We start from the raw sequence: 26,334 nt of genomic DNA, 5'->3' as shown, positions 1-26,334 counted from the left end.
CCGCCGCAAGCTTCAGGCGTTCGGATCGACCACCACCCGTCCCCGTACTTGGCCGGCCATGATCGCTTCCGCCAAGCGGGGCACTTCCGCCAGCGCCACCACTTGGGTCGCACGATCCAGCGTCGCCCCAGGCAGATCGCGCGCCAGCCGTTTCCAGGCCTTGCGGCGCGGTTCGGGCGGACACAACACCGAATCGACCCCGAGCAATTTCACCCCGCGCAGGATGAACGGCATGACGGTGGTGGACAGCTCGACGCCGCCCGCCAAGCCGCAGGCGGCCACCGCGCCGCCGCAATCGGTTTCCGCCAGCGCGCGCGCCAAGATCCGACCACCCACTGTATCGATGACCCCGGACCAGCGCTGGGTTTCCAGCGGCCGGCACGATTGATCCATTTGCTGGCGGCCGATCACCTCATCCGCGCCCATTTCGTGCAAGAAGGCTTCATTTTCTGGACGGCCCGTCAGCGCGGCGACCCGATAGCCCAAGTGCGACAAGAGCGCCACCGCCACGCTGCCGACGCCGCCGCTGGCGCCAGTCACCAGCACGGGTTTATTCTTATCAGGATTGATGCCGGCCTGCTCCAAAGCCAGCACCGACAACATGGCGGTAAAACCCGCCGTGCCGATGGCCATGGCCCGGCGGCTGTCCAGCCGCTCGGGCAGCGGCACCAGCCACTCCGGTCTGACCCGCGCCCGCTGCGCATAACCGCCCCAGTAGCTTTCGCCCACTCCCCAGCCGGTCAGCACCACCCGATCGCCCGGCCGATAAGCCGGCGCCGCCGACTCCAGCACCGTCCCGGCCAGATCGATGCCGGGCACCAGCGGAAACCGGCGCACGATCTTGCCCTTGCCGGTCACCGCAAGACCGTCCTTATAATTGAGCGAGGAGTAATCCACGGCGACCAATACTTCTTCGGGCGGGAGGTCGGCATCGCGCAACGTGGTCAGCTCGGCCACGGTCCGACCCCCTTGCTGGTTCAGCACCAGCGCCTTGAAAGTCGCTGCACCAATCATCACGTTCCCTCCTCAAACCATTATGAAGCGTGTCGGACGCCTGAAATCCCCCCTCCGAGCAAACGGCGCGGGTTCGCCAGCGGCATCGATAAATGAATTGCATCACCGATAGGGACTAAATACCATAACTTGACCAAGTATAATCGAGCGGATCGGGAGCCGGTCTCGTCCAGAAGCCACCGTCCCGTTCCCTCGCCGCAGGCTGAATCGCCCAGCCTGTAATATACTGAGGGCGCAAGACCGGGCAATCGTTGCCTCCCGGCGCACGCTGACAATGCATTTCAATACGCGACCACTCCCATGCAAAGGTGAACAATGAAAATACTAGTCGCCGTAAAACGGGTCGTTGACTACAACGTCAAGGTTCGAGCAAAAGCCGATGGTTCCGGCGTGGAAACCGCCAACGTCAAAATGGCCATGAACCCGTTCGACGAGATCGCCGTGGAAGAAGCCGTACGCTTGCAGGAAGCGGGCAAAGCCCAGGAAATCGTGGCGGTTTCTTTAGGCGTAGCCGCTTGTCAGGATACCCTCAGAACCGCATTGGCCATGGGCGCCGACCGGGGTATTCTGGTGGAAACCGACGCCGAACTGCAACCGCTGGCGGTCGCCAAGCTGCTCAAGGCCGTGGTCGATAAAGAACAACCCGATCTGGTGATCCTGGGCAAGCAAGCCATCGACGACGACGCCAATCAGACCGGTCAGATGTTGGCGGCCTTGTTGGGTTGGGCGCAAGGCACCTTCGCCTCCAAGGTCGAGGTCGACGCCGGCACAACCAACGTCACCCGCGAGGTCGACGGCGGCCTGGAAACCGTGGCGCTGAAACTGCCAGCGGTGGTCACCACCGACCTGCGCTTGAACGAGCCGCGTTTCGTCAAGTTGCCCAACATCATGAAAGCGAAGAAAAAACCGCTGGATACGCTCAAGCCCGCCGATCTGGGTGTGGATGTCGCCCCGCGTCTGACCACGTTGAAAGTGCAAGAACCCCCCAAGCGCCAAGCCGGCATCAAGGTCGACACCGTCGCCGCCTTGGTCGACAAACTGCACAAAGAAGCCCACGTCATCTAACGTCACGGATACCGCACCATGAGCATCCTGGTCATCGCCGAACACGATAACGCCGCGCTCAAGGCGGCAACCCTGAACACCGTCACCGCCGCTTCGCAACTCGGCGGCGATATCGCTGTCCTGGTGGCCGGCCACAACTGCGGCGCGGTCGCCCAGGCCGCCGCCAAGGTCGCCGGCGTCAAGAAAGTGCTGCACGCCGACGCGCCCCATTACGCCAACCAGTTGGCCGAAAACGTGGCCGCGCTGGTGGTCGGCCTCGCCGGCGGTCACAGCCACATCCTCGCCCCCGCCACCGCCGCCGGCAAGAACGTCATGCCGCGGGTGGCCGCCTTATTGGACGTGGCGCAAATCTCCGACATCATCAAGGTGGAAAGCGCCGATACCTTCGTGCGGCCGATCTATGCCGGCAACGTGCTGGCCACGGTGCAATCCAGGGACGCGGTCAAGGCCATCACCGTACGCGGCACCGCCTTTCCGGCCGCCGCCGCCGCGGGCGGTTCGGCCGCCGTCGAAACCGTCACCGCCGCCGCCGATGCCGGGCTATCGAGTTTCGTCGGCCAGCAGCTGACCAAATCCGATCGGCCGGAATTGACCGCCGCCAAGATCATCGTTTCCGGCGGGCGCGGCATGGGCAACGGCGAGAACTTCAAGCTGCTGGAAGCGGTCGCCGACAAGCTCGGCGCGGCGGTGGGCGCCTCCCGCGCGGCCGTGGACGCCGGCTTCGTCCCCAACGACTATCAGGTCGGCCAGACCGGCAAAGTGGTCGCGCCCGAGCTGTACATCGCCGTCGGCATTTCCGGCGCGATCCAGCATTTGGCCGGCATGAAAGACAGCAAGGTGATCGCCGCGATCAACAAGGACGAGGAAGCGCCGATCTTTCAGGTGGCCGATTACGGCCTGGTCGCCGATTTGTTCGTCGCCATGCCCGAAATGGCCCAGGAGCTGGACAAATTAAAAGCCGCCGGCTGACCGTTTCGCTGTTGACTCCGCGCCGCCCGCCGCGCCACGACTCGCGCCTTGAGGGTCGGACGCGCGCGAGGCGCCGCGCGCCTTGACCTCGTAGTGCGCGCCTTTCCAGGAGATGTCCGTGACCGCCTATTCCGCTCCGACCCGCGACATGCAGTTCGTCATCAACGAAGTGGCCGGCTTGGCCGAAGTCGCCGCCTTGCCGGTTTACGCCGACCAGGACGTCGGCCCGGAACTGACCGAAGCCGTTTTGGAAGAAGCGGCCAAGCTGGCCTCCGGGGTGCTGGCCCCGCTCAACCATTCCGGCGACGTGCAAGGCGTCAAGATCGGCCCGGAGGGCGTCGTGCCGGCCGACGGCTTCGCCGGAGCCTATCAAAAATTCATCGAGGGCGGCTGGAACGGCATCGGCTGCCCGGTCGAATACGGCGGCCAGGGTTTGCCGGAGCTTTTGAACACCGCCACCGAGGAAATGTGGAATTCCGCCAACATGTCCTTCGCGCTGTGTCCGCTGCTGACCTCCGGCGCGATCGAGGCGATCAGCCACGTCGGCTCGGACCAACAAAAAGCCACTTTTCTGCCGAAGATGACCAGCGGCGAGTGGACCGGCACCATGAACCTGACCGAATCGCAAGCCGGTTCCGATCTGTCAGCGGTGCGCGCCCGCGCGGTGCCCGAAGGCGATCATTACCGGATTTTCGGCCAGAAAATCTTCATCACCTGGGGCGAGCACAACATGACGGCCAACACCATCCATCTGGTGCTGGCCCGTACCCCCGACGCTCCAGAAGGGGTCAAGGGCATTTCGCTGTTCATCGTGCCCAAATTCCTGGTCAACCCCGACGGCTCGCTCGGCGCGCGCAACGATGTGCACGCCGTTTCGCTCGAACACAAAATGGGCATTCACGCCAGCCCGACCTGCGTGATGGCTTTCGGCGATAAAGACGGCGCGATCGGCTATCTGATCGGCGAGGAAAACAAGGGCTTGGCCTACATGTTCATCATGATGAACGAGGCGCGCTTCAAGGTCGGCCTGCAAGGACTGGCCATCGGCGAGCGCGCCTATCAGGCCGCCCGCGAATACGCCAAGGACCGGGTGCAGGGCCGGCCGGTCGGCGTCAAGAGCGGCGGCCGGGTCACCATCATCCACCATCCCGACGTGCGGCGGATGCTGATGGCCATGAAAGCCTCGAACGAGGCGATGCGAGCCCTAGCCTACGCGGTCGCCCAGTATCTGGATCTGGCGCGCCACCACCCCGACCCGGACATCCGCCGCCACCAGCAGGCGCGGGTGGATTTGTTGATTCCCGTGGTCAAGGGTTGGTTGAGCGAGACTGGAATCGAAGTCGCTTCGCTGGGCGTACAAATTCACGGTGGCATGGGTTTCATCGAGGAAACCGGCACCTGCCAGCACTTGCGCGATTCCCGCATCACCACCATCTATGAAGGCACCACCGGCATCCAGGCCGCCGATCTGGCGGGGCGCAAATTGAACATGGACCGAGGCGCGACGATGCGAGCGCTGATCGCCGAGATCGAGACCACCGTCGACGAACTCAGCCAACAACCGGGCGACGATCTGGCCGCGATCCGCGCCGGGCTGCGCGCCGGCGTGACCGCGCTGGCTGACGCCACCGACTGGATGCTGGAAACCCACGCCGCCGAAGAGGTGATGGCGGTTTCGGTCGATTATCTGATGTTGGCCGGTTTTGTTTGCGGCGGCTGGCAGTTGGCTCGCTCCGCAAACATCGCCCAACAGAAGCTCAAACACGGCCAAGATGCCTCCTTTTACGAAGCCAAGCTGGTCACCGCCCGGTTTTATGCCGAACATCTGCTGCCCAAGGTCGACGCCTTGCGCACTTCGATCAAGAACGGAGGTGTTTCGATGCTTGCGCTGACCGAAGATCAGTTCTAAAGCGTGAACCGGCGGCCGGCAACACGAGCGTCTTAAAGCCTTGCTAAGGGACTAGAGACCCCATGTCCGCACCAGCACAGCCCACCTCTTCGGACGGGGCACCACCCCAGGCCGAACGCCCCGACCGACATCAAGCAACCGGCAGCGACGCCGACCCCGCTCGCGCTGCCGGCGCGAGCCATACCGCGCCATCAACCCCTTCCGCGCAACAGGCGTCCGACCGGCCCGCTGCCACGGTTTCCACGGCAACGTCCGCTCGCCCGTCGGACAGCGGCCTGGAAATCGCCAAATTTCTGGTCGAGGACGGGGTACTCACCCAGCAGCAGCTCGCCTACGCCATCCGGGTTCGGGCCAAGCTGATCACCGAAAAACCGCTGCTGAGCATTCTCAACGAAATCGGTTACGTCAGCCCGGAGCAGCAGCGCAACACCCTGCGCAAGCATCGGATTTCAGTGCGGATCGGCGCGTTGCTGGTGGAGCTGGGTTATCTGCGGGAACAGGATTTGCGCGCCGCCCTGGCGTTGCAGCGGGAATCCGGCAGCGGTAAAAAACTGGGCGACATCCTGCTGGAAAATCATTTCATTGAGGAAAACAAGCTGATCGACGTGCTCGCCGATCAATTGGGCTTTCCGCAAATCGCCCTCGAACTGGGCGACGTGGATCGCAAGTTGCTGGAAAAAGGCAATCCCAACTGGTTCCTGCAACGCCACTTCATTCCGGTCCGCACCGAGAAAAACCGGGTGCTGATCGCCTTCGCCGACCCCCTCGACCCGCGCGCTCGCGATGACGCCGCGCGCTTGTTCGGCCAGGAGCTGGTGCCGTTGATCACCAGCAAGCGCACCATCCGCGAAGTGCTGGAAAGCTACAAGCGCCACAGTCAGACGGTGCTGGCGCCCGCGGTCCAAACCGACGAAGCCGTCCGGGTCGTCGAATTGGTCAACACCATGCTGCTCGATGCCATGCAGGCCCAAGCCAGCGATATCCACATCGAACCGATGAAGGATCAGATCCGGGTTCGCTTTCGCTGCGACGGCGTGCTGGGAGTCTATCAAACCCTCGACAAAAAAATCGCGCCGACCTTGATCAACCGCATCAAGATCATGGCCAAAGCCGATATCGCCGAGCGGCGTCACCATCAGGACGGCCACATCGATTTCGAAGACCCGAAAACGGGCCGCCAGATCGATATTCGGGTGTCCGTTTATGTCACCATCTACGGTGAAAAGATCGTCTTGCGCCTGCTGCGCCGGGCTCAACTGGTGCCGCTCGATGAAATCGGGATGTTCTCCCGGACCTTGAGCCGGTTCCACGACGATGTGCTCGATTTGCCCAGCGGCATCGTCATGATCACCGGCCCGACCGGCACCGGAAAAACCACGACCCTCTATAGCTGCGTCAACTATCTCAACAGCATCGACCGCTGTATCACCACGGTCGAAGATCCGGTGGAATACGTGATCGAGGGCATCGCGCAATGCTCGCTCAACCCCAAGATCGACGTCACCTTCGAGACCACGCTGCCCTATGTCATGCGCCAGGACCCGGACGTGATCGTGCTCGGCGAAATCCGCGACCGCTATTCGGCGGAAGCGGCCATTCAAGCGGCGCTCACCGGCCATAAGGTGCTCACCACCTTTCATACCGAAGACACCATCGGCGGCCTGTTGCGGTTGATGAACATGGACATCGAAACCTTCTTGATTTCCTCGACGGTGGTGTCGGTGCTGGCCCAGCGGCTGTTGCGGCGGGTTTGTTCGCATTGCGCGGAACCCTACCAACCCAATTCGACGGAGTTGCAGCGTCTGGGCTACAAACGCCAGGACATGGAAGGCATCGCTTTCAAACAGGGGCGCGGTTGCGCGGAGTGCCGCCATAGCGGCTATCGCGGCCGCGTCGGTATTTTTGAATTGCTCGTGCTCAACACTCAGGTCAAGGACGCCATCCTGCAAAAATGCACCTCGCATGAAATCCGCCGCATCAGCCTGGAAAGCTCGGGCATGGTCACGTTATTGGAGGACGGGCTGGCCAGGGCCGCGCGGGGCGAGACCACCCTGGCCGAGGTGTTTCGCTTCCTACCCCGTCTCGACAAGCCCCGCCCTCTGGCCGAAATCAAACGCCTGATAGGTATTCCATGACCGCCGGCAACCCGTGTCTGCACGACTTGATCGTAAACTTTATCGCGTCTAAAGAGGTCAAGCTGCCAGTGTTCAATCCGGTCGCGCTGCGCCTCCAGCAGGCCCTGCACGACGAGACCGCGAAAATCGCCGACCTCGAGCGGATGATCGTCGAAGATCAGGTGTTGGCCAGCCAGATCCTGCGAGTCGCCAATGCGGCGTTTTACAAGGGCTTGCAGGAAATCACCACCATCCGTAAGGCGATCATCCGGCTTGGAATCCAGCAGGTCGCGCATCTGGCCCTGACCGTCGCCCTGCACCAAAGCTACCAGAAAGCCAGCAGCGAATTCCTGGGCTATCAGGACAAGTTGTGGCGGCACGCCTTCGCCTCGGCGATGGGTTGTAAATGGATCGCCGAGCGTTGCGGGTATCGCAGTGAGGCGGAAAACGCCTTCATGGCCGGACTTTTGCATAACATCGGCCAGTTGGCGCTTTTGAAAATCATTGAGGAATTGCGTGCTTCCGGCGCGATCGGCTTCGAGTTACTGGAAAGTCTGATCTTGGAGATTCTGGACAGCGACATGCACACCGGTCAGGGCTACTTGCTGACCAGAAAATGGAATCTACCGGACGAGTACTGCGTGGTGGTGCGCGACCATCATCAGGATAGCTATGATGCCAGCAATAGCTTGTTGGCCTTCGTGCGGCTGAACGATCAAGCGTGCGATAAGATCGGCATCGGCTTGCACCGCGACCCGCAGATCGCCCTGGCCGCCACCCTTGAAGCACAAATGCTGGGATTGGGGGAGGTTCCGCTGGCCGAACTGGAAATCATGCTGGAAGACAGCGACCAGATGGTCGGGCAAAGCTGACGGCCCCCCGCGCGCCGCGTCTTGAGGCCCGGCGGGCGAAGCCAACAAAGCCCTACCGCGCACGAGGCAACTTTCTATAATTCCAGGATCGACAACACCGACGCTTTAGTGGCCTATCGCTGGCGCCGCCCTCCAACTCAGGTGCTTTTGTATGACCGAACTCACGACCCGCGAGCCTGAAATCACCCGTGACAGTCTGTTGAACCGCACCATGCAAAATCTTCGTGAGGCTTGGCGCGACATGGCCGATTGGGGAGGGGGCCTGCTCTCCAACGCCCCAAGCCCCAACCTGCCTGAAAAAGAGGTCGAGACGCTCAAGGCTCAGATGCGCGACTGTTTGGAAGCGCGCGGCGGTGAGGTATCGGCCCGCTCGCGCGCCGCCAATCTGGGGCGGGTTTATCTGTCGTTGAACCCCAAGGGCCGCAAGCGCTTCCTGCAAATCCTCGCCACCGAGTTCGATATCAACCGCAAGGCCGTGGACAAAGCGGTGGCGAAACTCCAGCAGGCCGGCGATAGCGCGGAGGAGCGCGCCAAGGTCGAACGCACGCTGCGCCAAGCCTTGCAGCCGCCGCGGCTGCGCCTGCTGGCCCAACTCAACGCCCTGCCCGAGGGCTTTCACTTCCTGGTGGATTTACGGGCGGAATTGCTGGAATGGCGCCAGGCCGATCCCGCGCTGGCGGCGCTGGAGCGGGATTTGTTGTCGCTGCTGGTGTCTTGGTTCGATGTCGGCTTCCTGGAGCTGCGGCGCATCACGTGGGATTCGCCGGCGTCGCTGCTCGAAAAACTGTTCGTCTACGAAGCCGTCCATCCGATCAGGGATTGGAACGACCTGAAAAACCGACTCGGTTCCGACCGGCGTTGCTTTGCTTTCTTCCACCCCCGGATGCCCGATGAACCGTTGATCATCGTCCAGGTCGCCCTGGTCAACGGGATCGCCGACAACGTTCACACCTTGCTCGATGAAGCCGCGCCAGTGGTCGATCCCCAGCAAGCCGACACGGCTATCTTTTATTCCATTTCCAACGCCCATGAGGGCCTATCCGGCATCAGCTTCGGCAACTTCCTGATCAAGCGGGTGGTGGATGAACTGACCGCCGAATTCAAAAACCTCAAGGCGTTCGCGACCCTGTCGCCGATTCCCGGTTTTCGCGCCTGGTTGGACAGCACGCTCGACGCGGCCGGTAAGGATATCGAGGCGGAATGGCTGTCTTCGGCGGAGCGCAAGGCGCTGGCGGCGGCGGCCGGCACCGGCTCCGAGCCGGCTTCCCTGAAGACCGCGCTCCACCTCCCCGCCTGGAACCAAAAACCGGAGATGGCCAAAGCCTTGAAACAGCCCTTACAGCGATTGTGCGCCCGTTATCTGGCCAAGGAAAAACGGGACGGCGATATCACGGCTCGCGACCGGGTGGCTCATTTTCACCTCTCGAACGGCGCCCGCATCGAGCGGCTGAATTGGCTGGCCGATATCTCCGCCAAGGGCATGGAGCAGTCGGCGGGGATGATGGTCAACTATCTCTACAAGCTCGACGACATCGAAGCCAATCACGAGGCTTATCGCGGCGAGGGCAAGGTCACGACCTCCTCGACCATCCGCTCGCTGCTGAAAGGTTGAATCACGCCGGTTTTTCAGACGCCCGAACAATCCTCACCGCGCCACGGAACACGCCGCCAGCGGAAACCAGCGGCCCTCATCCCAACAACCCTCCTGGCGATCAAGGTAGCGTCCGACGCGCGGGCTATTCTCCGTTCAGAAACCCCGCTACCGATCCGAAACCGCCGGCTCGAAAAACGGCGGTTTGATCCATCGCCCACCATTCCAAGCGCAGCAAAAAGATGCTGGCTATACTCCATGATGGGCGGTTGCCGATAATCCGGAAACCGCCGGTGCGTTCGGGGCTGAATCCTTCAGGTTTCCGAACGGGTTTTCGCCCTATTCGAGTGCCGTTTTGGGGTTACTGTCATGCGCGTTCCAAGAAACCCTTTCCAGCTCGCCACCTTCTATCTGCTGCTCGGTCTGATCGGCCTTAACGCCGCCAGCGCCGCGATCCTCCCGGAATTTTATCCCGAATTCGACCTTTTCGCCGGCAGGCTACCGTTTCCCAACGATCTGCTCTTCACCGGCTCGACCGACGGCACCTTAAACATTCCGGTCGCCGATCCCAACAATCCGGCCGACCCGCGCGTCGCCCTGAACGAATTGGACGGATTTTCCACCGTCGCGCCGGTCACCGCGCGGTTTTCCGGCGCTGTGGACGCCGACACCCTCAAGGCGGGTCGCACGGTGCGGGTGTTCGAAGTGACCTTGATCAACCCGTTCCTCGATCCGACTCATCCCGCGCCCTTTTTCATCAGCACGGTCAAACGCGAGTTGACCGCCGGCGGCGATTATGCGGTCGGGCTGTCGCCGGCCGATTCCACCAACGCCACGCTGACCATCGCGCCGCTGCGCCCGCTCGCCCCCAAAACCGGCTATTTGGTGGTGCTAACCGACGGCATTTATAACAACGGCCGTTTTAACGCTGCCCCTTCGCCGCTCTATCGATTGGCCAAGAAGGAAACGCCGCTGGTGAACGCCGGCGGCGACAGCGCGGTTCCCGGCGTGAGCGACTCCCAGGCGCGGACCTTGGAAGCGCTGCGGCAACTGATCAACAACCAGGAAAACGCTGCCGCCAGCCAAGGGATCAATAAAGGCGACATCGTGTTAAGTTGGACCTTCATGACCCAATCCATCGACGATGCGTTCGCGGCCATCGACGCAGCGCCCAAACCGCAGGTCATACCGAACCTCACTCTCAAGCCGACCGGCTCGACCACGGCCACCGTCGGCTTGGGCCTGCCCGGTTATTCCGACATCCACGCGGGCGTTTTGGCCGTCCCGTTCTATCTCGATAAAGACAAGCCCTTAAGCGGCCGCTGGCGCACCGCCGCCGGCGGGCCCGTCACCCGCTACAACCCGCTGCCCGCCGCCACCGCCACCGCCCAACTGCCGGCGCTGCTGACCGTCCCCAACGCCGCGAGCGGCCAGCGCAAGCCGGCGAGCGGTTGGCCGGTGGTGATCTTCCAGCACGGCATCACCCAAAATCGAACCAATCTGTTCTTGATCGCCGACGCCTTGGCCTTCGCCGGGTTCGCCGCCGTCGCCATCGATCTGCCGTTGCACGGGATCACCGATAAGGCGAACCCCTTTTACCTCGCGGGTTTGGAGCGGACCTTCGATCTCGATCTCACGAACAACGCCACCGGCGCTGAAGGTCCCGACGGCGTGATCGATGCCTCCGGCAGCTATTTCATCAACCTGCGAAGCTTGCTGACCAGCCGCGACAACCTGCGGCAAGCCGTCGAGGACTTGCGGCAACTCGCGGCCGCCTTGCCGGTCGTGGATCTGGACGGCGACCGCCAACCCGATCTCGATCCCCGACGCATTCATTTTGTCGGCCATTCGTTGGGCGGCATCGCCGGCACCACCTTTCTAGGCGTTGACGCTACCGTCACGAGCGCGACGCTGGCCATGCCGGGCGGCGGCATCGCCAAACTGCTGGACGCTTCGCCCACCTTCGGACCGCGCATCGCCGCCGGCCTCGCCGCCGCCGGCCTCGCCAAGGGCACGCCCGACTACGAATCCTATTTGGTCGCCGCCCAAACCACCGTCGATTCCGGCGATCCCATCAATTACGGCGCTACCGCCGCCGCCCGCCATCCGATTCACCTGATCGAAGTCGCCGGCGGCGAGGGCGTACCTTCCGACCGCGTGATCCCGAATACCGTGGCCCACGCACCGCTGTCCGGCACCGAACCGCTGGCCAGCATCATGGCTTTACAAGCGCTCAGCCGGTCGGCGTGGGATGAAAATGGCCTACGGGCCATCGTCCGCTTCACCCGAGGCGATCATGGCTCGATCATCAACCCCACCGCCGATGTCGGGACCACCGCCGAAATGCAGGGCCAACTCATCAGTTTCCTAAAAAGCGCCGGAACCGAACTAGAAATCACCTACCATCCGGTTGTGAAATAAGCCCATTTCCCAACAGGAGCCTCACCCCGCTCGCCGCCGGGCGGGGGTTTTTCCGGTTTCCGCGCGGTTTTCCTTTACGGCGTGGCGCGCAATCGTTAGATTGCCGGCTTTCGCTAACGGCGTGATCGAAAATCGCATGGCTCAATACATCTACACCATGAACCGCGTGGGCAAGGTCGTACCGCCCAAGCGGGAAATCCTCAAAGACATCTCCCTGTCGTTTTTTCCGGGCGCCAAGATCGGCGTATTGGGCTTGAACGGTTCCGGCAAATCCACCCTGCTGCGGATCATGGGCGGGGTTGACACCGACATTCTCGGCGAGGCCCGCCCGCAACCTGGCATCAAGATCGGTTTGTTATCCCAGGAACCGCAGCTCGATCCCGCCAAGGACGTGCGCGGCAACGTCGAGGAGGCGGTGCGGCCGATCAAGGCCGCGCTGGCCCGCTTGGATGAGGTCTACGCCGCCTACGCCGATGCGGAAGCCGATTTCGAGAAGCTGGCCGCCGAACAGGCCGAATTGGAGGGTTACCTTCAAACCAGCGATGGCCACAATCTGGATCGCACGCTGGATGTCGCCGCCGATGCGCTGCGGCTGCCGGCTTGGGAGGCGGATGTCAGCAAACTGTCGGGCGGCGAGCGCCGCCGGGTCGCGCTGTGCCGGCTGCTGCTGTCCAAACCCGACATGCTGTTGCTGGATGAACCGACCAACCACCTCGACGCCGAATCGGTCGCCTGGTTGGAGCGCTTCCTTCAGGATTATCCCGGCACGGTAGTCGCGGTCACCCACGACCGCTATTTCCTCGATAACGTGGCCGGCTGGATTCTGGAACTGGACCGGGGCCGGGGCATCCCCTGGGAAGGCAACTATTCCTCTTGGCTGGACCAGAAGGAAAAGCGCCTAAAAATCGAGGAGAAACAGGAAACCGCCCACACCAAAGCCATGAAGGCGGAACTGGAATGGGTGCGCGCCAACCCCAAGGGCCGCCACGCCAAGAGTAAAGCCCGCATCGCCCGCTTCGAGGAACTGGAATCGCAGGAATTTCAGAAGCGCAACGAAACCCAGGAACTCTATATCCCGCCGGGACCGCGCTTGGGCGATCTGGTGGTGGAAGCGACCCAACTGCGCAAGGGTTTCGGCGACCGCCTGCTGATCGACGGTTTGGATTTCAAACTGCCCAAGGGCGGCATCGTCGGCGTGATCGGCCCCAACGGCGCGGGCAAAACCACCTTGTTTCGGATGCTGGTCGGCCAGGAACAGCCGGATGGCGGGATATTGCGGGTCGGCGACACCGTGCAACTGGCCTATGTCGATCAATCGCGCGACACGCTGGTCCCGGACAAGACGGTCTGGCAGGAAATCTCCGACGAGTTGGATGTCATCGCCATCGGCAGCTATCAGATCAACTCAAGGGCTTATGTCGGTCGTTTCAACTTCAAGGGTCCGGACCAGCAAAAATTCGTCAAGGATTTATCCGGCGGCGAGCGCAACCGGGTGCATTTGGCCAAACTGTTGAAAAGCGGCGGCAACGTGCTGCTGTTGGACGAGCCGACTAACGATCTGGATGTGGAGACCCTGCGAGCGCTGGAGGAAGCGCTGCTGGCCTTCGCCGGCTGTGCGGTCATCATCTCGCACGACCGCTGGTTTCTGGACCGTATCGCCACCCACATCCTGGCCTTCGAGGGCGATTCGCAAGTGGTGTGGTTCGAGGGCAATTACGCCGACTACGAAGCCGATCGCAAGCGCCGGCTGGGGGTGGAGGCCGATCAGCCACACCGGATCAAGTACCGCAAGCTGGCCTAACGGCGTGCCGCGTTCAGGCTCGATCAGCAGGAGGCGACAGGGCCTGAAGCATCAGGGCAGCAACGGATTGCCGTTCAGCCGCCGCGCCAACCCGACCAACATGGCGGCGGTCGCCCCCCAGATATAGCGATCTTCAAAAGGGATCACATAGAAGCTGCGCTGCTGGCCTTTGTAGACCAAGCTGCGACGCTCGTGATTTTGCGGGTCGAGAATGAAGTCCAGCGGCACTTCGAACGCCTCGGCGACTTCGAAATCATCGAGCGCCAGCTCGAACGGTGGGGTCACGAAACCCACTACCGGCGTGACCAGAAAGCCGGTCACGGTTTCGTACAAATCCAGGAAGCCGGCGATTTCCACCACGTGCCGGCGGTGCAGGCCGATTTCCTCCTCGGCCTCGCGCAGCGCGGTGGCGACCGGGCCGTCATCGTCCGCCTCGGCCCGACCGCCCGGAAAGCTGATCTGTCCGGCATGATGTTCCAGATGCGCGGTGCGCTGGGTCAGCAACACCGTATAGCCCTCGACCCGTTCCACCAGCGGCACCAGCACCGCCGCCGGGGTCAGAGGGCGTTCTTCACGCGCCATCCCGGCTACCGCGTGATCGCCGGTGATGGCTTCCACCTGATGGGTGGAATGCAAGCAACGGCGAATCCGGTCACGCAGCAGGGCGTGATTCACGCCGGCTCCAAGGCCACGCCGAACAAGCGGCTGTAATTGGCGCTGGTCGCGGCGGCGACCTGCTCTAGCGACTCGCCCCGCAACCGGGCGACAAACTCCGCCACATGCCGCACCCAGGCCGGCTGGTTGGGCTTGCCCCGGTGCGGTACCGGGGCCAGATAGGGCGAATCGGTTTCCACCAGCAGCCGCTCAGCAGGCATCCTCCGGGCAACATCTTGAATCTGCTTGGCGTTCTTGAAGGTCACGATACCGGAAAACGAAATGTGAAAGCCCAGCTCCAGCGCCTGTTCCGCCATCTCCCAATCTTCGGTGAAACAATGCAGCACCCCGCCGGTCTCCCGCGCGCCCTCCTCCCGCAAGATTCGCAAGGTATCGATACGGGCATCGCGGGTATGGACGATCAAAGGCTTGCCGACCTCGCGCGCGGCGGCGACATGCGCGCGAAACCAAGCTTGCTGGCGTTCCGCGCTGTCCCGACCGTAGTAATAATCCAGGCCGGTTTCTCCGATGGCGACCACGCGTGGCTCGCGGCCCAACGCGACCAGTTCGGTCGCGGTCGGCGCCCGCCCGCCCTCTTCGCTGGGATGCACGCCGACCGACAAGGCGACTTGAGGATAAGGCTCGGTCATTTGCGCCAACGCCGGCCAGCTTTCCAAATCGGTCGCCACGCTCAGCAGGCGCGCGATGCCATTGACTCGAGCGGCGTCCAGCACGCCGGCGAGCCCGTTGGAAAACCGAGTAAAATCGAGCCGATCCAGATGGCAATGGGAATCGACCAACATGTGGGCTCAACCAGCAGTCACATGGTGTTGGTCGCTTGCTCGGCGCGGGTATAACCGGCCAGCAGGGCATCGATTTTTTTTTGAAGATTGGAGCCTTCCGCGCCCGCGAACTGAATCCCGACCCCCATCTGCCGCCCGCCGGGCGTGGTTCGGTAATTGATCCAGATCACCTTGCCGGTGATGGCGAAGCGCTCCGGATCTTCCAGCAGCGTCAGCAACAAAAAAACCTCATCGCCCAGTTCGAAGGATTTTTCGGTCGAGATAAAAATACCCCCGCCTTTGATAAACGGCATATAGCTGGAATGCAGCATCGCCTTGTCCTTGATGGCCAGGGAAATAACACCTTGACGTGGGGCACCAGACATAACGTTCAACCTTCCGTAACAGACGGCAACGACCGGTCGGAACCAATACCCTCCGCGCCGTCACCGAAGAACACTTCCAGGGACAGTTGCGCGTTGACCTGGGCCGTCGCGCATAAAACGGACAACCGCACGGCCGAATCCAGCCGTTCGAACAGCTCGCGCGCCGACCACCGGTCAGCCCAGCGCCGCAACAGTGCGCGCAGGTCCGGATTTCCCAAGCGAGGAGGCTCGGAACTCATCTTAAGCCGAATCAGATCGCTATGCCAACCGACCAGCCAGCGTAGATTCTCGGCCAGGTCGCCCTGCCCCCACGTTTCCGCCGCCCGCACTGGGTCGGTCGTGCCGTTTAGAACGCGGTCATAGCTGTCGATCAATTGTCGGCGCCGGTTCCAGCGCCGCGGATCGGCCAGCGCCAGCGCCGCCAGCGGAGCGCCGCCAGCAACATCCAGCAAAATTTGTGCCTCCAATCCAGCCGCCATCCGGGATTTCAGCCAAGGCAGGGCCTCCCCGACCGGCGGCGGCTCGAAACGCACCTTCTGACAGCGGCTGCGCACGGTGGCGGGCAAGCGAGCCGGCTGGGAAGTGGCCAGCACTAACAGGCTGTTACCGGGCGGTTCTTCCAAGGTTTTCAACAGGCTGTTGGCAGCGTTCACATTGAGGCGATCAGCCGGCTCCAACAATGCGACCTTGCAACGGCCATATTGCGCGGTGAACCCCAGAAATTCGCTTAGCTCGCGGATTTGATCCACCTTGATGGCCTTGCCGTCCTCCGCGGGCTGCACGGCCCGGTAGTCGGGGTGACTGCCGGCCTGAAACAGGCGGCAGGACCGACAGCGCATGCAAGCATCGCCCGCGGCTTCCGGCGCTTCACACAACAAGGCGGCGGCCAGGCGGCGGGCGAAAACCCGTTTACCCAAGCCATCCGGGCCCGCCAGCAACCAGGCATGGGGCAGCCGGCCCGCGGCGCGGCGCGCCTGAAGCTGCCCCCACAGCGGTTCGTGCCAGGGCAACCGCTCAACCATCGCCCTGCTCCAGCCAGTCGGCCAGCACGGCTTCCGCTTCAGCCCGAACCGCGTCCGGCGGCCGGTCGGCATTCACGATCCGGTAACGCTCCGGTTGCTGGCGGGCGCGTTCCAAATAAACCGCCCGCACCCGCTCGAAAAAGGCCGCTTGCTCCCGTTCGAAGCGATCCGGCGCGCCGCGCCGTCCCGCGCGTTTCAAACCGACCGCAACCGGCAGGTCGAACAGCAAGGTCAAATCAGGTTTTAAATCGCCTTGGACCCACGCTTCCAAAACCGCGATGTCGGCCAGCGGCAGGCCGCGTCCGCCGCCCTGATACGCGTAAGTGGCGTCCGTGAAGCGGTCGCACAACACCCAATGACCCGCGGCCAGCGCCGGGCGGATCACCCTTTCAAGATGTTGGGCGCGAGCGGCGAACACCAACAGCGTTTCAGCGGTCAGCGCCATGCCGTCGTGACGGTGATCCAACAGTAAAGCGCGGATGGCCTCACCCAGGGCCGTACCACCCGGTTCGCGAGTCGAGATGACCCGCCGGCCCGCGCGCTCCAGATAAGCGTGCATGAAGGCCAGCTGGGTCGTCTTACCGGCTCCCTCGCCGCCGTCGATGACGATGAATCGACCCGGCACCTTACTGCCCTCTCACCTTCAATTGATACTGCCGGACCGCCCGCCCATGCTCGGTCAGCGTCGCTGAAAAGATATGGCCGCCGTTGCCGGTCGCCACGAAATACAAGGCGTCGCCGGGTGCCGGATTCACGGCCGCCGCCAGCGCGCTCGCTCCAGGTAGGGCGATGGGGGTCGGCGGTAAGCCCTTGCGGGTATAAGTGTTGTAGGGCGTATCGGTGCTGAGATCCCGCCGGCGCAGGTTGCCGTCGAAGCCTGGACCGAGCCCGTAAATCACGGTCGGGTCGGTTTGCAGCAGCATCCCTTTTTGCAAGCGCCGCACGAACACGCCCGCCACCGCCGGCCGCTCCGCCGCCAGCCCGGTTTCCTTCTCGACGATCGAGGCCAGAATCAACGCTTGATAGGGCTCTTTCAGCGGTAAAACCGGCGCGCGGTGGCTCCAAGCCTGCTCCAGTTGCCGGTCCATCGCCAGCAACGCCCGACGCAGAAATACTTCGTCCGTGGTTCCAGAGGGAAAGTGATAGGTATCTGGAAAAAACCGGCCCTCGGGATGCTCGCCAGTTCGCCCCAGCCGCGCCATGATCTCGGCGTCGCTCGCCTCCCGCAGGGTTTGGACGATTTTGGGGTGCGCGACCAGCGCCTGTCGCAACTGCTGGAAGGTCCAACCCTCCGGCACGACCAGGGCATGTTGGATGACCCGCCCGGCCACGATCTGATCGATCAGAGCGCGCGGAGTCGTGTCGGACGTGATGGCGTACTCGCCCGCCTTGAGCCGCGCCGCCAAGCCGTTCAGCCGGACATAGACTTCCAGATAGGGCGCCGACCGCAGCAAAACGGGCTGCTCCGGTAACTCGCGCGCGATATCGCCGATGCCCATGCCCGGTTTCACCGCCAACACCGGGCCGTCCGCTGGAACCCGGAAGGGCGTATCGAGAAATTGCCGGTAATCGGCATAGAGGGTGTAAAGCGCCGATCCCGCGATCAGCGCCACAACGCTCACGCTCAACAGCAGGCGGTTTCGGAACGACATGGAGGAAAGAGAGGTTTCATGGATCACCGACGCCCAGCGTTGGTCCGGTCCGCCACACTGGAGGCGGGAACGGCCGCCTCATTCCACGGCGCGGAAGATGACGGTGCCGTTGGTGCCACCGAATCCGAAAGAATTGGACAATACGACCTTGAGGCGTCGTTCTTGGGCGACATGAGCCACATAGTTCAGATCGCACCCCGGTTCGGGATCATCCAGATTGATGGTCGGCGGCGCCACCTGATCGCGCAGCGCCAGCATTGCAAAAATCGCTTCGACGCCGCCGGCGGCCCCCAGCAGGTGGCCGGTCATCGACTTGGTCGAACTCATCGCCAACCGGTACGCGTGCTCGCCGAATACGGCCTTGGCCGCGTCGCTCTCGATCTTGTCGCCGGCCGGCGTCGAGGTGCCGTGGGCGTTGATGTAATCGACGGTATCCGGGTTGATTGCCGCGTCGCGCAAGGCACCGAGCATGGCCCGGCGAGCGCCGTCGCCGTCCGGCGGCGGCAGGGTCATGTGGTAGGCGTCTCCGCTCATGCCGAAACCGATCAGTTCGGCGTAGATGCGAGCGCCGCGTTGCTTGGCGTGTTGGTAGTCTTCCAATACCACCACCCCAGCGCCGTCGCTCAGCACGAAGCCGTCGCGCTCCCGATCCCAGGGCCGGCTGGCTTTCTCCGGTTGGTCGTTGCGCAGCGACAAGGCCCGCGCCGCCGCGAAACCACACAAACCGGTCGGCGTGGTGGCCATCTCCGCGCCGCCGGCGATCATCACGTCGACATCGCCCCAGGCGATCAACCGACCGGCTAGGCCGATGCTGTGCGTGCCCGTGGTGCAGGCCGTGACCACCGCCAGGTTCGGACCCTTGATGCCATACAGCACCGACAGGTTGCCCGACACCATGTTGATGATGCTGCGCGGCACATAAAACGGCGTCAACCGCCGCGGCCCGCCTTTCAAAAAAGCGGAATGGCCTTCCTCGATGCCGGGCAGACCCCCGATGCCGGAACCGATAAACGTCCCGACCCGCTCGGCGTTGGCCTCGGTAATTTCCAATCCCGAATCCTGGATCGCCTGGACCGCCGCGCCGATGCCGTAATGAATGAAGGCGTCCATCTTCTTGGCTTCCTTGGGATTCAGGTACTGCTCGACCTGAAAATCCTTCACCGCCCCGCCGATGCGCACCGGATAGTCGCTGACGTCGAAGGCGGTGACCGGGCCGATTCCGCTGCGGCCAGCCAGAATGTTGGTCCAGGCTGTCTCCACGGTGCTGCCGACCGGAGAGACGATGCCCATACCCGTAACTACCACGCGCCGCTTGGCCACGGAACACCCCTCTTCCTCATGACGCCGCCAACCAGACGCCGCGATCCTCCATGGCCTCGACCGTGACCGCGGCGACTGCAACCAATCCGCTGAGGGCGGACACGATCACCCGAGATGCGTTGCGATATAATCGATCGCCTGCTGCACTGTCGTGATCTTCTCGGCATCCTCGTCGGGGATTTCCAACTCAAATTCTTCCTCCAAGGCCATCACCAGCTCCACGGTATCCAGGGAGTCGGCGCCGAGATCCTCGACGAACGACGCTTCGTTGGTCACTTGCTCTTCCTTGACCCCCAATTGCTCGATGATGATTTTCTTCACGCGAGCTTCGATGTTGCTGATATCAGTCATGATGGTTTGATTCCTCAGTTGTGAGCCGCAGACAACCGCGGTGCTACCGCGGGGTATTGTATGGAAAACAGCGTCGGGGATGCCATAGCTCCCATGCACTCCGTCGCTTCAGGCCATGTACATCCCGCCGTTGACATGCAACGTTTCGCCCGTGATGTAAGCCGCCGCCGGCGACGCCAGAAACGCTACCGCCTCGGCAACCTCCTGCGCTGTCCCCAGGCGTTGCAGCGGAATGGTCCCGATCACGGCGTCGCGTTGCGCTTGCGGTAACGCTCGGGTCATATCGGTGTCGATGGCGCCCGGCGCCACGGCGTTGACAGTGATGTTGCGCGAACCCACTTCGCGCGCCAGCGATTTGGTGAAGCCGATGATGCCGGCTTTAGCCGCCGCGTAGTTGGTCTGACCGGGATTGCCGGTGACGCCCACCACGGAGGTGATGTTGATGATCCGCCCGCGCTGGGCCTTCATCATGCTCCGCAACACCGCCTTGCTCAGCCGGTAGACCGAAGTCAGGTCGGTGTCCAGGATGGTGGTCCATTCCTCTTCCTTCATGCGCATCAATAAGTTATCTCGGGTGATAGCGGCGTTGTTGACCAGGATGCCCGGCGCGCCGAACGCCTGAGCCACGGCCTTGACCACCGCGTCCACCGAGGCCGGATCGGTGGCATCCAACCTCATGCCGCACCCCTTGAGGCCGCATTCGCGCAGATCGCGGCCGATCGCTTCCGCGCCGGAGTCCGTGGTTGCGGTGCCGGTGACAACCGCTCCCCGCCGTCCCAGTTCGCGGGCGATGGCTTGGCCGATCCCCCGGCTGGCGCCCGTCACCAAGGCGATTTCGCCTTCCAGCTCTGCCATGATCTGATCTCCGTCGCGCTCAGTACTTCACCAGCGTCGCACCCCAAGTGAACCCGCCGCCGAACCCTTCCAGCACCAGCAGGTCGCCGCGCTGGATGCGGCCGTCACGCACTGCCACATCCAAGGCCAGCGGCACCGAAGCCGCCGAGGTATTGCCGTGGGTCCGCACGCAATCCACTACCCGCTCTTCGGGCAATCCCAGTCGTTTGGCGGTGGCGGCGAGAATCCGGCGGTTGGCCTGATGCGGGATCAACCAATCCACATCGGCCACCGCCTTGTTGTTGGCCAGCAGAATCTGTTCGGCGATATCTTTCAAGGTGGTCACCGCCACCTTGAACACCTCGCTGCCGCGCATCTCCACGAAGGCGGCGTTCTCGCGGGTCTGCTCGTAACCGCTGGACACGCCGGCTGGCACCCACAACAATTCCTTGTAGCGGCCGTCGGCGCCCAACCGGCTGTCGATGATGCCAGGCTCGTCCGCCGCTTCCAGCACCACCGCACCGGCGCCGTCGCCGAACAGAATACACGTTCCGCGATCCTGCCAGTTGATGATGCGGGTGAAGGTGTCCGCGCCGACCACCAACGCCCGCCGGGACGCGCCGGTGCGAATGAAGCGGTTGGCGATGTCCAGCGCATAGACGAAACCGGTGCATACCGCCTGCACGTCGAACGCGGGGCCGCCGTAGCAGCCCAGCCGATGCTGCAATTGGGTGGCGACGCTGGGAAAGACATGATCGGGCGTGGTCGTGCCCAAAACGATCAGATCGATCTGGCCCGGCGCGATGCCGGCGGCGTCCAACGCCCGCCGGGCGGCCTGTTCGGCCAGATCGCAGGTGGTCTCTCCGGGGACGGCGACATGCCGTTCCTCGACGCCGGTACGCTCGACGATCCATTCCGCCGTGGTGTCGATCAGCTGTTCGAGATCGGCGTTAGTCACTACTTTTTCGGGCAAATAGCCGCCGGTTCCGGCGATTCGAGCGTGATTCAAAGGGCTTTTCTCTCGACGTGGAGGGCTGCCAGATGGGCGTCGATGCGCCGGGGTAGGTCTTGCTTTGCTTCCAGCACCGCCACCTGAATGGCGTTGGCGAAGGCCAGGGCGTCGGCGCCGCCGTGGCTCTTGACGACGATCCCCTGCAAGCCGAGCAGGCTGGCGCCGTTGTAGCGGCGGGGATCGATCTTGCGGCCAAAGGCGCGCAACACCGGCAATGTGACCAAACCGGCCAGCCGGGTCAACAGGTTGCGCTTGAATTCTTGCGTCAGGTAATGGCGGATCAGCTTGGCGACGCCTTCGCTGCTTTTGAGCGCGACGTTGCCGACGAAACCGTCGCACACCACCACGTCCACATCGTCCAGAAACACGCCGTCGCCTTCCACGAAGCCGATGTAGTTGAGATCGCTGGCGGCCAGCAGGCGCGCGGCCTCCTTGACCTGCTCGTTACCTTTGATTTCTTCTTCACCGATATTGAGCAGACCGACGCGCGGTCGGGCAATCCCGTTGACGGCGGCCAGCACCGAGCCCATGACCGCGAACTGCAAAAGATGCTCGGCCTTGCTGTCGACGTTCGCCCCCAAGTCCAGCACGCGGGCGTGACCGTGCACGGTCGGCATCGTGGTGCAAATGGCCGGACGGTCGATGCCGGGCAGGGTTTTGAGCACGAAGCGGGCGGTGGCCATCAGCGCGCCGGTGTTGCCGGCGCTGACGCACGCGTCGGCCTCGCCCTGCTTGACTAGGTTGATCGCCACCCGCATCGAGGAATCTTTCTTGGCCCGCAGGGCCTGGGCGGGTGATTCGTCCATGCTCACCAGTTGTGAGGCGTGGCGGACGAGCAGCCGCGGATGGCCTTTGGCCTTCAGTTTGCCAAGCCGGTCCGACAACACGTTCTCCTGACCGACCAAGATCAGCCGCAACGTGTCTCCCGCGTCTCGCAGCACGCGCAAGGCGGCGGGTACGATCACCTCGGCGCCCATATCGCCACCCATGCCATCCAAGGCGATGGTGAGGGGTTTGGTCATGAACGCGGGCGCCTTAGAGGTCGAACGGCAGGGTGAGCCCGGTCTCGGTGGAACGTCCCATGAGGATCAGTCTTCGCTTTCGCTGGCCACCGGCCGATCGATGACCTTCCGGCCGCGATAATAGCCGGTCGGCGTGACATGGTGGCGACGGTGCAGCTCGCCCGAGGTAGGGTCCACCGATAAGGTCGGGCCGACCAGGGCGTCGTGGGCGCGGCGCATACCGCGCTTGGATGGGCTCTTACGGCTTTTTTGGACAGCCATGCTCAAGTGCTCCTTTTCGAATCAGCTAACAAGGACGCCAATGCCGCGAAAGGCCGGCGCCGTTCCGCCTGCGAGGATGCTTCGCCAGGCGCTGCATAACCGTTGGCTTCGCACTCCCGCAGGTCCTGGTGGCGCGGAATTTGCGGCAAGGCCAACAACAATTCGTCTTCCACCAGCTCGGCCACGCTGATGCCGTCATCGGCCGCCAGCAACGGCTCGTAGCCCGCGGGCAGCCGCGCGGCCTCCGCCTCCGAGCGGACCAGACCCAAAGCGACCCCCAGCTCCAAAGGAAGGCGCAACGGCCCCAGACAGCGCTGGCAAACCAATCCGACCTCGGCCCGCAACTGGCCCTTGAGGAAGCGCGCATGGCCATCGATTCCCCCTTCCAGCGAGACGCTGACGTAGCCGTCAGCCTGGTTGGACTCGCTCAGTCGCGGCAACGCGGCCAACGCCAGCTCGCCCTCCAGCCGCCCGTTGCTGGCGGTCAGTTGCCATGGGTTGATTTTCTTGGGAAACGGCGGGGACTGCATAAGACGCGGGATAATATAAGCCCGCCGGTTTTATGTCAAAATATAGACTGATTCACAGCGTGCGCGGTTTCAACCACCGAACGAGCCTCATGCCGACACCTCCTTCCAAGCACCGCCGCTTGATTCTGGCTTCCACCTCGCCGTTTCGCCGCGATTTGCTACAGCGCTTGGGGCTGCCGTTTACCACGCGCTCCCCCGAGGCCGATGAAAGCCGCCTGGCAGGAGAGGAGGCTCCCGCCTTGGTGGCGCGGCTGGCGGAACTGAAAGCCCGCTCCGTCGCCCGCCACGAACCAGGGGCGCTGGTCATCGGCTCCGATCAAGTCGCGCTGTTGGCGGGCGAGATCATCGGCAAACCCGGAAATCACGAGCAAGCCACGGCCCAACTGCGGCGCGCCTCGGCGCGCAGCGTCACCTTTTATACCGGATTGTGTCTGTTCGACGCCGCGACCGACCAGCGCCAACTGGCCGTCGAAGCTTTCAAGGTCGTGTTCCGATCGTTGACGCCTGCAATGATCGAACGCTACCTGCGCCGGGAACAGCCCTACCAGTGCGCGGGCAGCTTCAAATCCGAAGGCTTGGGAATCGCGCTATTCGAGCGGCTGGAAGGCGACGATCCCACCAGCCTGATCGGCCTGCCCTTGATCCGGCTCATCCGCATGTTGGAAGCGGCGGGACTAGCCGTGCTGTGAGCGTCGCACCCGCAGCCTAACGCCAGCGGACGTTCTGATCCAATCCCAGCGCCCTCCCCAAAACCGCGCTCAGGCTGGCTTCGGTCTCATTCAGCAAGCGGTCCACCCAGCGGGTGCGCTGGGTGTAATCGACGACGTTCTTTTGGCCGATGACCTCTTCGGCGACGTAACGGCTGCTGCCCAAGGCATCCACCAGACCCAAGCTCACGCTCTGCTCGCCGGTCCACATCAGGCCGCTGAACACTTCGGGATCGTCTTTCAGCCGCTCGCCGCGCCCCTGTTTGACCGCCGCGATGAACTGCTGGTGAATCGCGTCCAGCATCCCCTGCAAATGCCGCACTTCCGCCGGATTGACCGGTTTGAACGGATCGAGGAAATCCTTGTTGCTGCCCGCGGTATACGCCCGCCGCTCGATGCCGAGCTTGGAAATGGCGTCAGTGAACCCAAAGCTGTCCATCCGCACCCCGATGGAGCCGACGATGCTGGCCTTGTTGGCGTAGATTTTCTGCGCCGCCGCCGCGATGTAGTAGCCCCCCGAAGCGCAGACATCGCTGGCGACCGCGTGCACCGGAATCTTCGGGTATTGCTGGCGCAGCTTCTGAATTTCGTCGTAAATCTCGCCGGCCTGCACCGGGCTGCCGCCGGGACTGTTGATCTCCAGCACCACCCCGACCGTATTCTGGTCCTTGAACGCCTTGCGCAAGGCTTCGATGACATTCTTGGCGCTGGCTTCGGTGCTGCTGGCGATCAAGCCCTCCACCCGCACCAGCGCCGTGTGAGCCTTGATGCTGGTGGCGGCGACCGTCCCCAATTTTTCCGGCCACGCCAGCAGCAATAAGCCCACCAAATAGGCGAAAAACAGCAGTTTGAAAAAAATTCCCCAGCGGCGCGCCCGCCGTTGTTCGGCCACCGCGGCGTGCGCCAGCTTGGTCAAGGCATCCCGCGCCCAGCGGTCGTCGCCAGGCAAATTCGCATTCGGACTCGGATCGCTCATGCTTACCTCAGGCGCTTTCGCGCGCATCTCCTTCACCAAGGCGGTCGAGGACGGCTTTCAACTCGAAACCCAGCGGGGCGCTGACCGCGACTTCCCGACCGCCGAGCGGTAATACCACACTGTGGGCGTGCAGAAACACGCGGCGCAACCCATAGCGCTCGACCATCAACCGGTCGAAGGCGGGATCGCCGTATTTCCCATCGCCAGCGAGCGGATGGCCGATGCGAGCGGCATGGACGCGAATCTGGTGGGTGCGGCCGGTCGCGATGCGGGCTTCCAGCAGCGAAGCGGGTTGGAACAGGCTGACCGGCCGGAAGCAGGTCAGGGCCGGCTTGCCGTCATCGGCGACCTCCACCATCCGCTCGCCGCCGCGCAAGACGTTGCGCCGCAACGGCAAGTTCACCTCACGCGGACCGTGGTTCCAGCGACCGCGCACCAAAGCCAGATAGCGTTTTTCAACGCGCCCGGCCCGCAGCGCGTCCTGAATCGCCCGCAGCGCTTGCGGCGTGCGCGCCAGCGCCAGACAACCGCTGGTTTCGCGATCCAGCCGGTGCGCCAGCTCCAGAAACGGCTCTTTCGGCCGCAGCGCCCGCAGCGCTTCGATCACTCCAAAATCGACGCCGCTGCCCTTGTGCACCGCCAGCCCGGCCGGCTTGTCGAGCACCAGCAGGTCTCGGTCTTCATACAACACCGCCTGGCGCAGGGCGTCCGCCAACCCCGCGGGTAGATGCAAAGGTTGCGCCACACTTTGAGCGAGCCGCACCGGCGGGACGCGCAACACATCACCGGCTTGCAGCCGCCGGTCTGGTTGGACCCGCCCGCCGTTCAAGCGCACTTCGCCTTTGCGCAGAATACGATAGATCAGGCTCTTGGGCGCGCCCTTCAACTCACGGAGCAGAAAATTATCGAGGCGCTGGCCGGCGTGTTCCGCAGGAATTTCCAGATGGCGCACTCCGCCGGGACGCGCTGGATCAAGCGACATTTGAAGCATGTCCTCAGGACTGTTATATTGGGTTGTTGTCGCCGATTGGCCTGAGAGAGGCCGGCGAAACTGGATGAATACACTATC

Annotated in this window: 25 protein-coding genes; 9 read left to right on the top strand and 16 right to left on the bottom strand. The window is 63.2% G+C overall.

What is annotated here, in order from left to right:
• Positions 1–12: 12 nt before the first annotated feature.
• On the bottom strand, positions 13–1,014 hold the full coding sequence (locus IPK09_04660) for an oxidoreductase (GenBank protein MBK7982909.1): 1,002 nt from the start codon (positions 1,012–1,014) through the stop codon (positions 13–15).
• A 315-nt stretch (positions 1,015–1,329) separates the two neighbouring features.
• Here IPK09_04660 and IPK09_04655 point away from each other — a divergent pair, with 315 nt between their 5' ends.
• The 8 genes from IPK09_04655 (at position 1,330) to ettA (ending at position 13,756) form a co-directional block, all read left to right on the top strand.
• Positions 1,330–2,079 carry an electron transfer flavoprotein subunit beta/FixA family protein gene (locus IPK09_04655; GenBank protein MBK7982908.1) on the top strand — a complete coding sequence of 250 codons (750 nt, stop codon included), beginning with the start codon at positions 1,330–1,332 and terminating at the stop codon, positions 2,077–2,079.
• 18 nt (positions 2,080–2,097) lie between these two features.
• Positions 2,098–3,048, top strand: a complete 951-nt coding sequence (locus IPK09_04650) for an electron transfer flavoprotein subunit alpha/FixB family protein (GenBank protein ID MBK7982907.1) — start codon at positions 2,098–2,100, stop codon at positions 3,046–3,048.
• A 112-nt stretch (positions 3,049–3,160) separates the two neighbouring features.
• Entirely contained in the window at positions 3,161–4,957 is a 1,797-nt protein-coding gene (locus tag IPK09_04645) for an acyl-CoA dehydrogenase (protein MBK7982906.1), read from the top strand.
• Between the two features lie 62 nt (positions 4,958–5,019).
• Positions 5,020–7,092: a Flp pilus assembly complex ATPase component TadA gene (gene tadA, locus IPK09_04640; protein ID MBK7982905.1), complete on the top strand. Its 2,073-nt coding sequence runs from the start codon at positions 5,020–5,022 to the stop codon at positions 7,090–7,092.
• Positions 7,089–7,943: an HDOD domain-containing protein gene (locus IPK09_04635; GenBank protein MBK7982904.1), complete on the top strand. Its 855-nt coding sequence runs from the start codon at positions 7,089–7,091 to the stop codon at positions 7,941–7,943. Before tadA ends, IPK09_04635 begins: the two co-directional genes overlap by 4 nt.
• Positions 7,944–8,094: 151 nt before the next feature.
• Positions 8,095–9,555 carry a malonyl-CoA decarboxylase gene (locus IPK09_04630; protein MBK7982903.1) on the top strand — a complete coding sequence of 487 codons (1,461 nt, stop codon included), beginning with the start codon at positions 8,095–8,097 and terminating at the stop codon, positions 9,553–9,555.
• Between the two features lie 348 nt (positions 9,556–9,903).
• Complete coding sequence (locus tag IPK09_04625) at positions 9,904–11,955, top strand: Ig-like domain-containing protein (GenBank protein ID MBK7982902.1); 2,052 nt, start codon at positions 9,904–9,906, stop codon at positions 11,953–11,955.
• A gap of 136 nt (positions 11,956–12,091) precedes the next feature.
• Positions 12,092–13,756, top strand: a complete 1,665-nt coding sequence (ettA, locus tag IPK09_04620) for an energy-dependent translational throttle protein EttA (GenBank protein ID MBK7982901.1) — start codon at positions 12,092–12,094, stop codon at positions 13,754–13,756.
• Between the two features lie 51 nt (positions 13,757–13,807).
• Here the strand turns inward: ettA and IPK09_04615 are convergent, their stop codons facing one another.
• The 13 genes from IPK09_04615 to IPK09_04555 all read right to left on the bottom strand — a co-directional run bounded on the left by IPK09_04615 (position 13,808) and on the right by IPK09_04555 (position 23,582).
• Positions 13,808–14,338, bottom strand: a complete 531-nt coding sequence (locus IPK09_04615; GenBank protein MBK7982900.1) for a CoA pyrophosphatase — start codon at positions 14,336–14,338, stop codon at positions 13,808–13,810.
• Between the two features lie 89 nt (positions 14,339–14,427).
• Entirely contained in the window at positions 14,428–15,213 is a 786-nt protein-coding gene (locus tag IPK09_04610; GenBank protein ID MBK7982899.1) for a TatD family hydrolase, read from the bottom strand.
• Positions 15,214–15,230: 17 nt separating this feature from the next.
• Positions 15,231–15,587: a PilZ domain-containing protein gene (locus IPK09_04605; protein ID MBK7982898.1), complete on the bottom strand. Its 357-nt coding sequence runs from the start codon at positions 15,585–15,587 to the stop codon at positions 15,231–15,233.
• Positions 15,584–16,600: a DNA polymerase III subunit delta' gene (locus IPK09_04600; protein MBK7982897.1), complete on the bottom strand. Its 1,017-nt coding sequence runs from the start codon at positions 16,598–16,600 to the stop codon at positions 15,584–15,586. Before IPK09_04600 ends, IPK09_04605 begins: the two co-directional genes overlap by 4 nt.
• A complete protein-coding gene (locus IPK09_04595) occupies positions 16,593–17,225 on the bottom strand; it encodes a dTMP kinase (GenBank protein ID MBK7982896.1) in 633 nt (210 codons plus the stop codon). Before IPK09_04595 ends, IPK09_04600 begins: the two co-directional genes overlap by 8 nt.
• Before the next feature lies 1 nt (position 17,226).
• Positions 17,227–18,252: an endolytic transglycosylase MltG gene (gene mltG, locus IPK09_04590; protein MBK7982895.1), complete on the bottom strand. Its 1,026-nt coding sequence runs from the start codon at positions 18,250–18,252 to the stop codon at positions 17,227–17,229.
• A gap of 78 nt (positions 18,253–18,330) precedes the next feature.
• Positions 18,331–19,572: a beta-ketoacyl-ACP synthase II gene (fabF, locus tag IPK09_04585; protein MBK7982894.1), complete on the bottom strand. Its 1,242-nt coding sequence runs from the start codon at positions 19,570–19,572 to the stop codon at positions 18,331–18,333.
• A gap of 105 nt (positions 19,573–19,677) precedes the next feature.
• A complete protein-coding gene (gene acpP / locus IPK09_04580; GenBank protein MBK7982893.1) occupies positions 19,678–19,914 on the bottom strand; it encodes an acyl carrier protein in 237 nt (78 codons plus the stop codon).
• 117 nt (positions 19,915–20,031) lie between these two features.
• Entirely contained in the window at positions 20,032–20,778 is a 747-nt protein-coding gene (gene fabG, locus IPK09_04575; GenBank protein ID MBK7982892.1) for a 3-oxoacyl-ACP reductase FabG, read from the bottom strand.
• A 19-nt stretch (positions 20,779–20,797) separates the two neighbouring features.
• Complete coding sequence (locus IPK09_04570; GenBank protein MBK7982891.1) at positions 20,798–21,766, bottom strand: ketoacyl-ACP synthase III; 969 nt, start codon at positions 21,764–21,766, stop codon at positions 20,798–20,800.
• Positions 21,763–22,791, bottom strand: a complete 1,029-nt coding sequence (gene plsX / locus IPK09_04565; GenBank protein ID MBK7982890.1) for a phosphate acyltransferase PlsX — start codon at positions 22,789–22,791, stop codon at positions 21,763–21,765. Before plsX ends, IPK09_04570 begins: the two co-directional genes overlap by 4 nt.
• A 66-nt stretch (positions 22,792–22,857) precedes the next feature.
• On the bottom strand, positions 22,858–23,052 hold the full coding sequence (rpmF, locus tag IPK09_04560; protein MBK7982889.1) for a 50S ribosomal protein L32: 195 nt from the start codon (positions 23,050–23,052) through the stop codon (positions 22,858–22,860).
• A gap of 2 nt (positions 23,053–23,054) precedes the next feature.
• Positions 23,055–23,582, bottom strand: a complete 528-nt coding sequence (locus IPK09_04555; GenBank protein MBK7982888.1) for a DUF177 domain-containing protein — start codon at positions 23,580–23,582, stop codon at positions 23,055–23,057.
• Between the two features lie 89 nt (positions 23,583–23,671).
• On the opposite strand from IPK09_04555, the gene maf reads away from it, so the two are divergent.
• Positions 23,672–24,271: a septum formation inhibitor Maf gene (gene maf, locus IPK09_04550; protein ID MBK7982887.1), complete on the top strand. Its 600-nt coding sequence runs from the start codon at positions 23,672–23,674 to the stop codon at positions 24,269–24,271.
• Between the two features lie 16 nt (positions 24,272–24,287).
• Here the strand turns inward: maf and sppA are convergent, their stop codons facing one another.
• Both sppA and IPK09_04540 read right to left on the bottom strand, forming a co-directional pair.
• The gene (sppA, locus tag IPK09_04545) at positions 24,288–25,265 is read right to left on the bottom strand and encodes a signal peptide peptidase SppA (protein ID MBK7982886.1); all 978 of its coding nucleotides are present in this window, start codon (positions 25,263–25,265) and stop codon (positions 24,288–24,290) included.
• A gap of 7 nt (positions 25,266–25,272) precedes the next feature.
• Complete coding sequence (locus tag IPK09_04540) at positions 25,273–26,247, bottom strand: RluA family pseudouridine synthase (GenBank protein MBK7982885.1); 975 nt, start codon at positions 26,245–26,247, stop codon at positions 25,273–25,275.
• Between the last annotated feature and the right edge of the window lie 87 nt (positions 26,248–26,334).

It is taken from the genome of Candidatus Competibacteraceae bacterium (assembly GCA_016713505.1).
Lineage (GTDB): Bacteria > Pseudomonadota > Gammaproteobacteria > Competibacterales > Competibacteraceae > Competibacter_A.
The sequence above is the reverse complement of the archived record's forward strand: the minus strand, read 5'-3'. Positions and strand labels throughout refer to the sequence as shown.

What these genes read in the sequence shown, in the direction of transcription:
- IPK09_04660 (MBK7982909.1), bottom strand. Translation starts at nt 1,014, where the DNA reads ATGATTGGTGCAGCGACTTTCAAGGCGCTGGTGCTGAACCAGCAAGGG.
- IPK09_04655 (MBK7982908.1), top strand. Translation starts at nt 1,330, where the DNA reads ATGAAAATACTAGTCGCCGTAAAACGGGTCGTTGACTACAACGTCAAG.
- IPK09_04650 (MBK7982907.1), top strand. Translation starts at nt 2,098, where the DNA reads ATGAGCATCCTGGTCATCGCCGAACACGATAACGCCGCGCTCAAGGCG.
- IPK09_04645 (MBK7982906.1), top strand. Translation starts at nt 3,161, where the DNA reads ATGTCCGTGACCGCCTATTCCGCTCCGACCCGCGACATGCAGTTCGTC.
- tadA (MBK7982905.1), top strand. Translation starts at nt 5,020, where the DNA reads ATGTCCGCACCAGCACAGCCCACCTCTTCGGACGGGGCACCACCCCAG.
- IPK09_04635 (MBK7982904.1), top strand. Translation starts at nt 7,089, where the DNA reads ATGACCGCCGGCAACCCGTGTCTGCACGACTTGATCGTAAACTTTATC.
- IPK09_04630 (MBK7982903.1), top strand. Translation starts at nt 8,095, where the DNA reads ATGACCGAACTCACGACCCGCGAGCCTGAAATCACCCGTGACAGTCTG.
- IPK09_04625 (MBK7982902.1), top strand. Translation starts at nt 9,904, where the DNA reads ATGCGCGTTCCAAGAAACCCTTTCCAGCTCGCCACCTTCTATCTGCTG.
- ettA (MBK7982901.1), top strand. Translation starts at nt 12,092, where the DNA reads ATGGCTCAATACATCTACACCATGAACCGCGTGGGCAAGGTCGTACCG.
- IPK09_04615 (MBK7982900.1), bottom strand. Translation starts at nt 14,338, where the DNA reads ATGGCGCGTGAAGAACGCCCTCTGACCCCGGCGGCGGTGCTGGTGCCG.
- IPK09_04610 (MBK7982899.1), bottom strand. Translation starts at nt 15,213, where the DNA reads ATGTTGGTCGATTCCCATTGCCATCTGGATCGGCTCGATTTTACTCGG.
- IPK09_04600 (MBK7982897.1), bottom strand. Translation starts at nt 16,600, where the DNA reads ATGGTTGAGCGGTTGCCCTGGCACGAACCGCTGTGGGGGCAGCTTCAG.
- mltG (MBK7982895.1), bottom strand. Translation starts at nt 18,252, where the DNA reads ATGTCGTTCCGAAACCGCCTGCTGTTGAGCGTGAGCGTTGTGGCGCTG.
- fabG (MBK7982892.1), bottom strand. Translation starts at nt 20,778, where the DNA reads ATGGCAGAGCTGGAAGGCGAAATCGCCTTGGTGACGGGCGCCAGCCGG.
- plsX (MBK7982890.1), bottom strand. Translation starts at nt 22,791, where the DNA reads ATGACCAAACCCCTCACCATCGCCTTGGATGGCATGGGTGGCGATATG.
- rpmF (MBK7982889.1), bottom strand. Translation starts at nt 23,052, where the DNA reads ATGGCTGTCCAAAAAAGCCGTAAGAGCCCATCCAAGCGCGGTATGCGC.
- IPK09_04555 (MBK7982888.1), bottom strand. Translation starts at nt 23,582, where the DNA reads ATGCAGTCCCCGCCGTTTCCCAAGAAAATCAACCCATGGCAACTGACC.
- maf (MBK7982887.1), top strand. Translation starts at nt 23,672, where the DNA reads ATGCCGACACCTCCTTCCAAGCACCGCCGCTTGATTCTGGCTTCCACC.
- sppA (MBK7982886.1), bottom strand. Translation starts at nt 25,265, where the DNA reads ATGAGCGATCCGAGTCCGAATGCGAATTTGCCTGGCGACGACCGCTGG.
- IPK09_04540 (MBK7982885.1), bottom strand. Translation starts at nt 26,247, where the DNA reads ATGTCGCTTGATCCAGCGCGTCCCGGCGGAGTGCGCCATCTGGAAATT.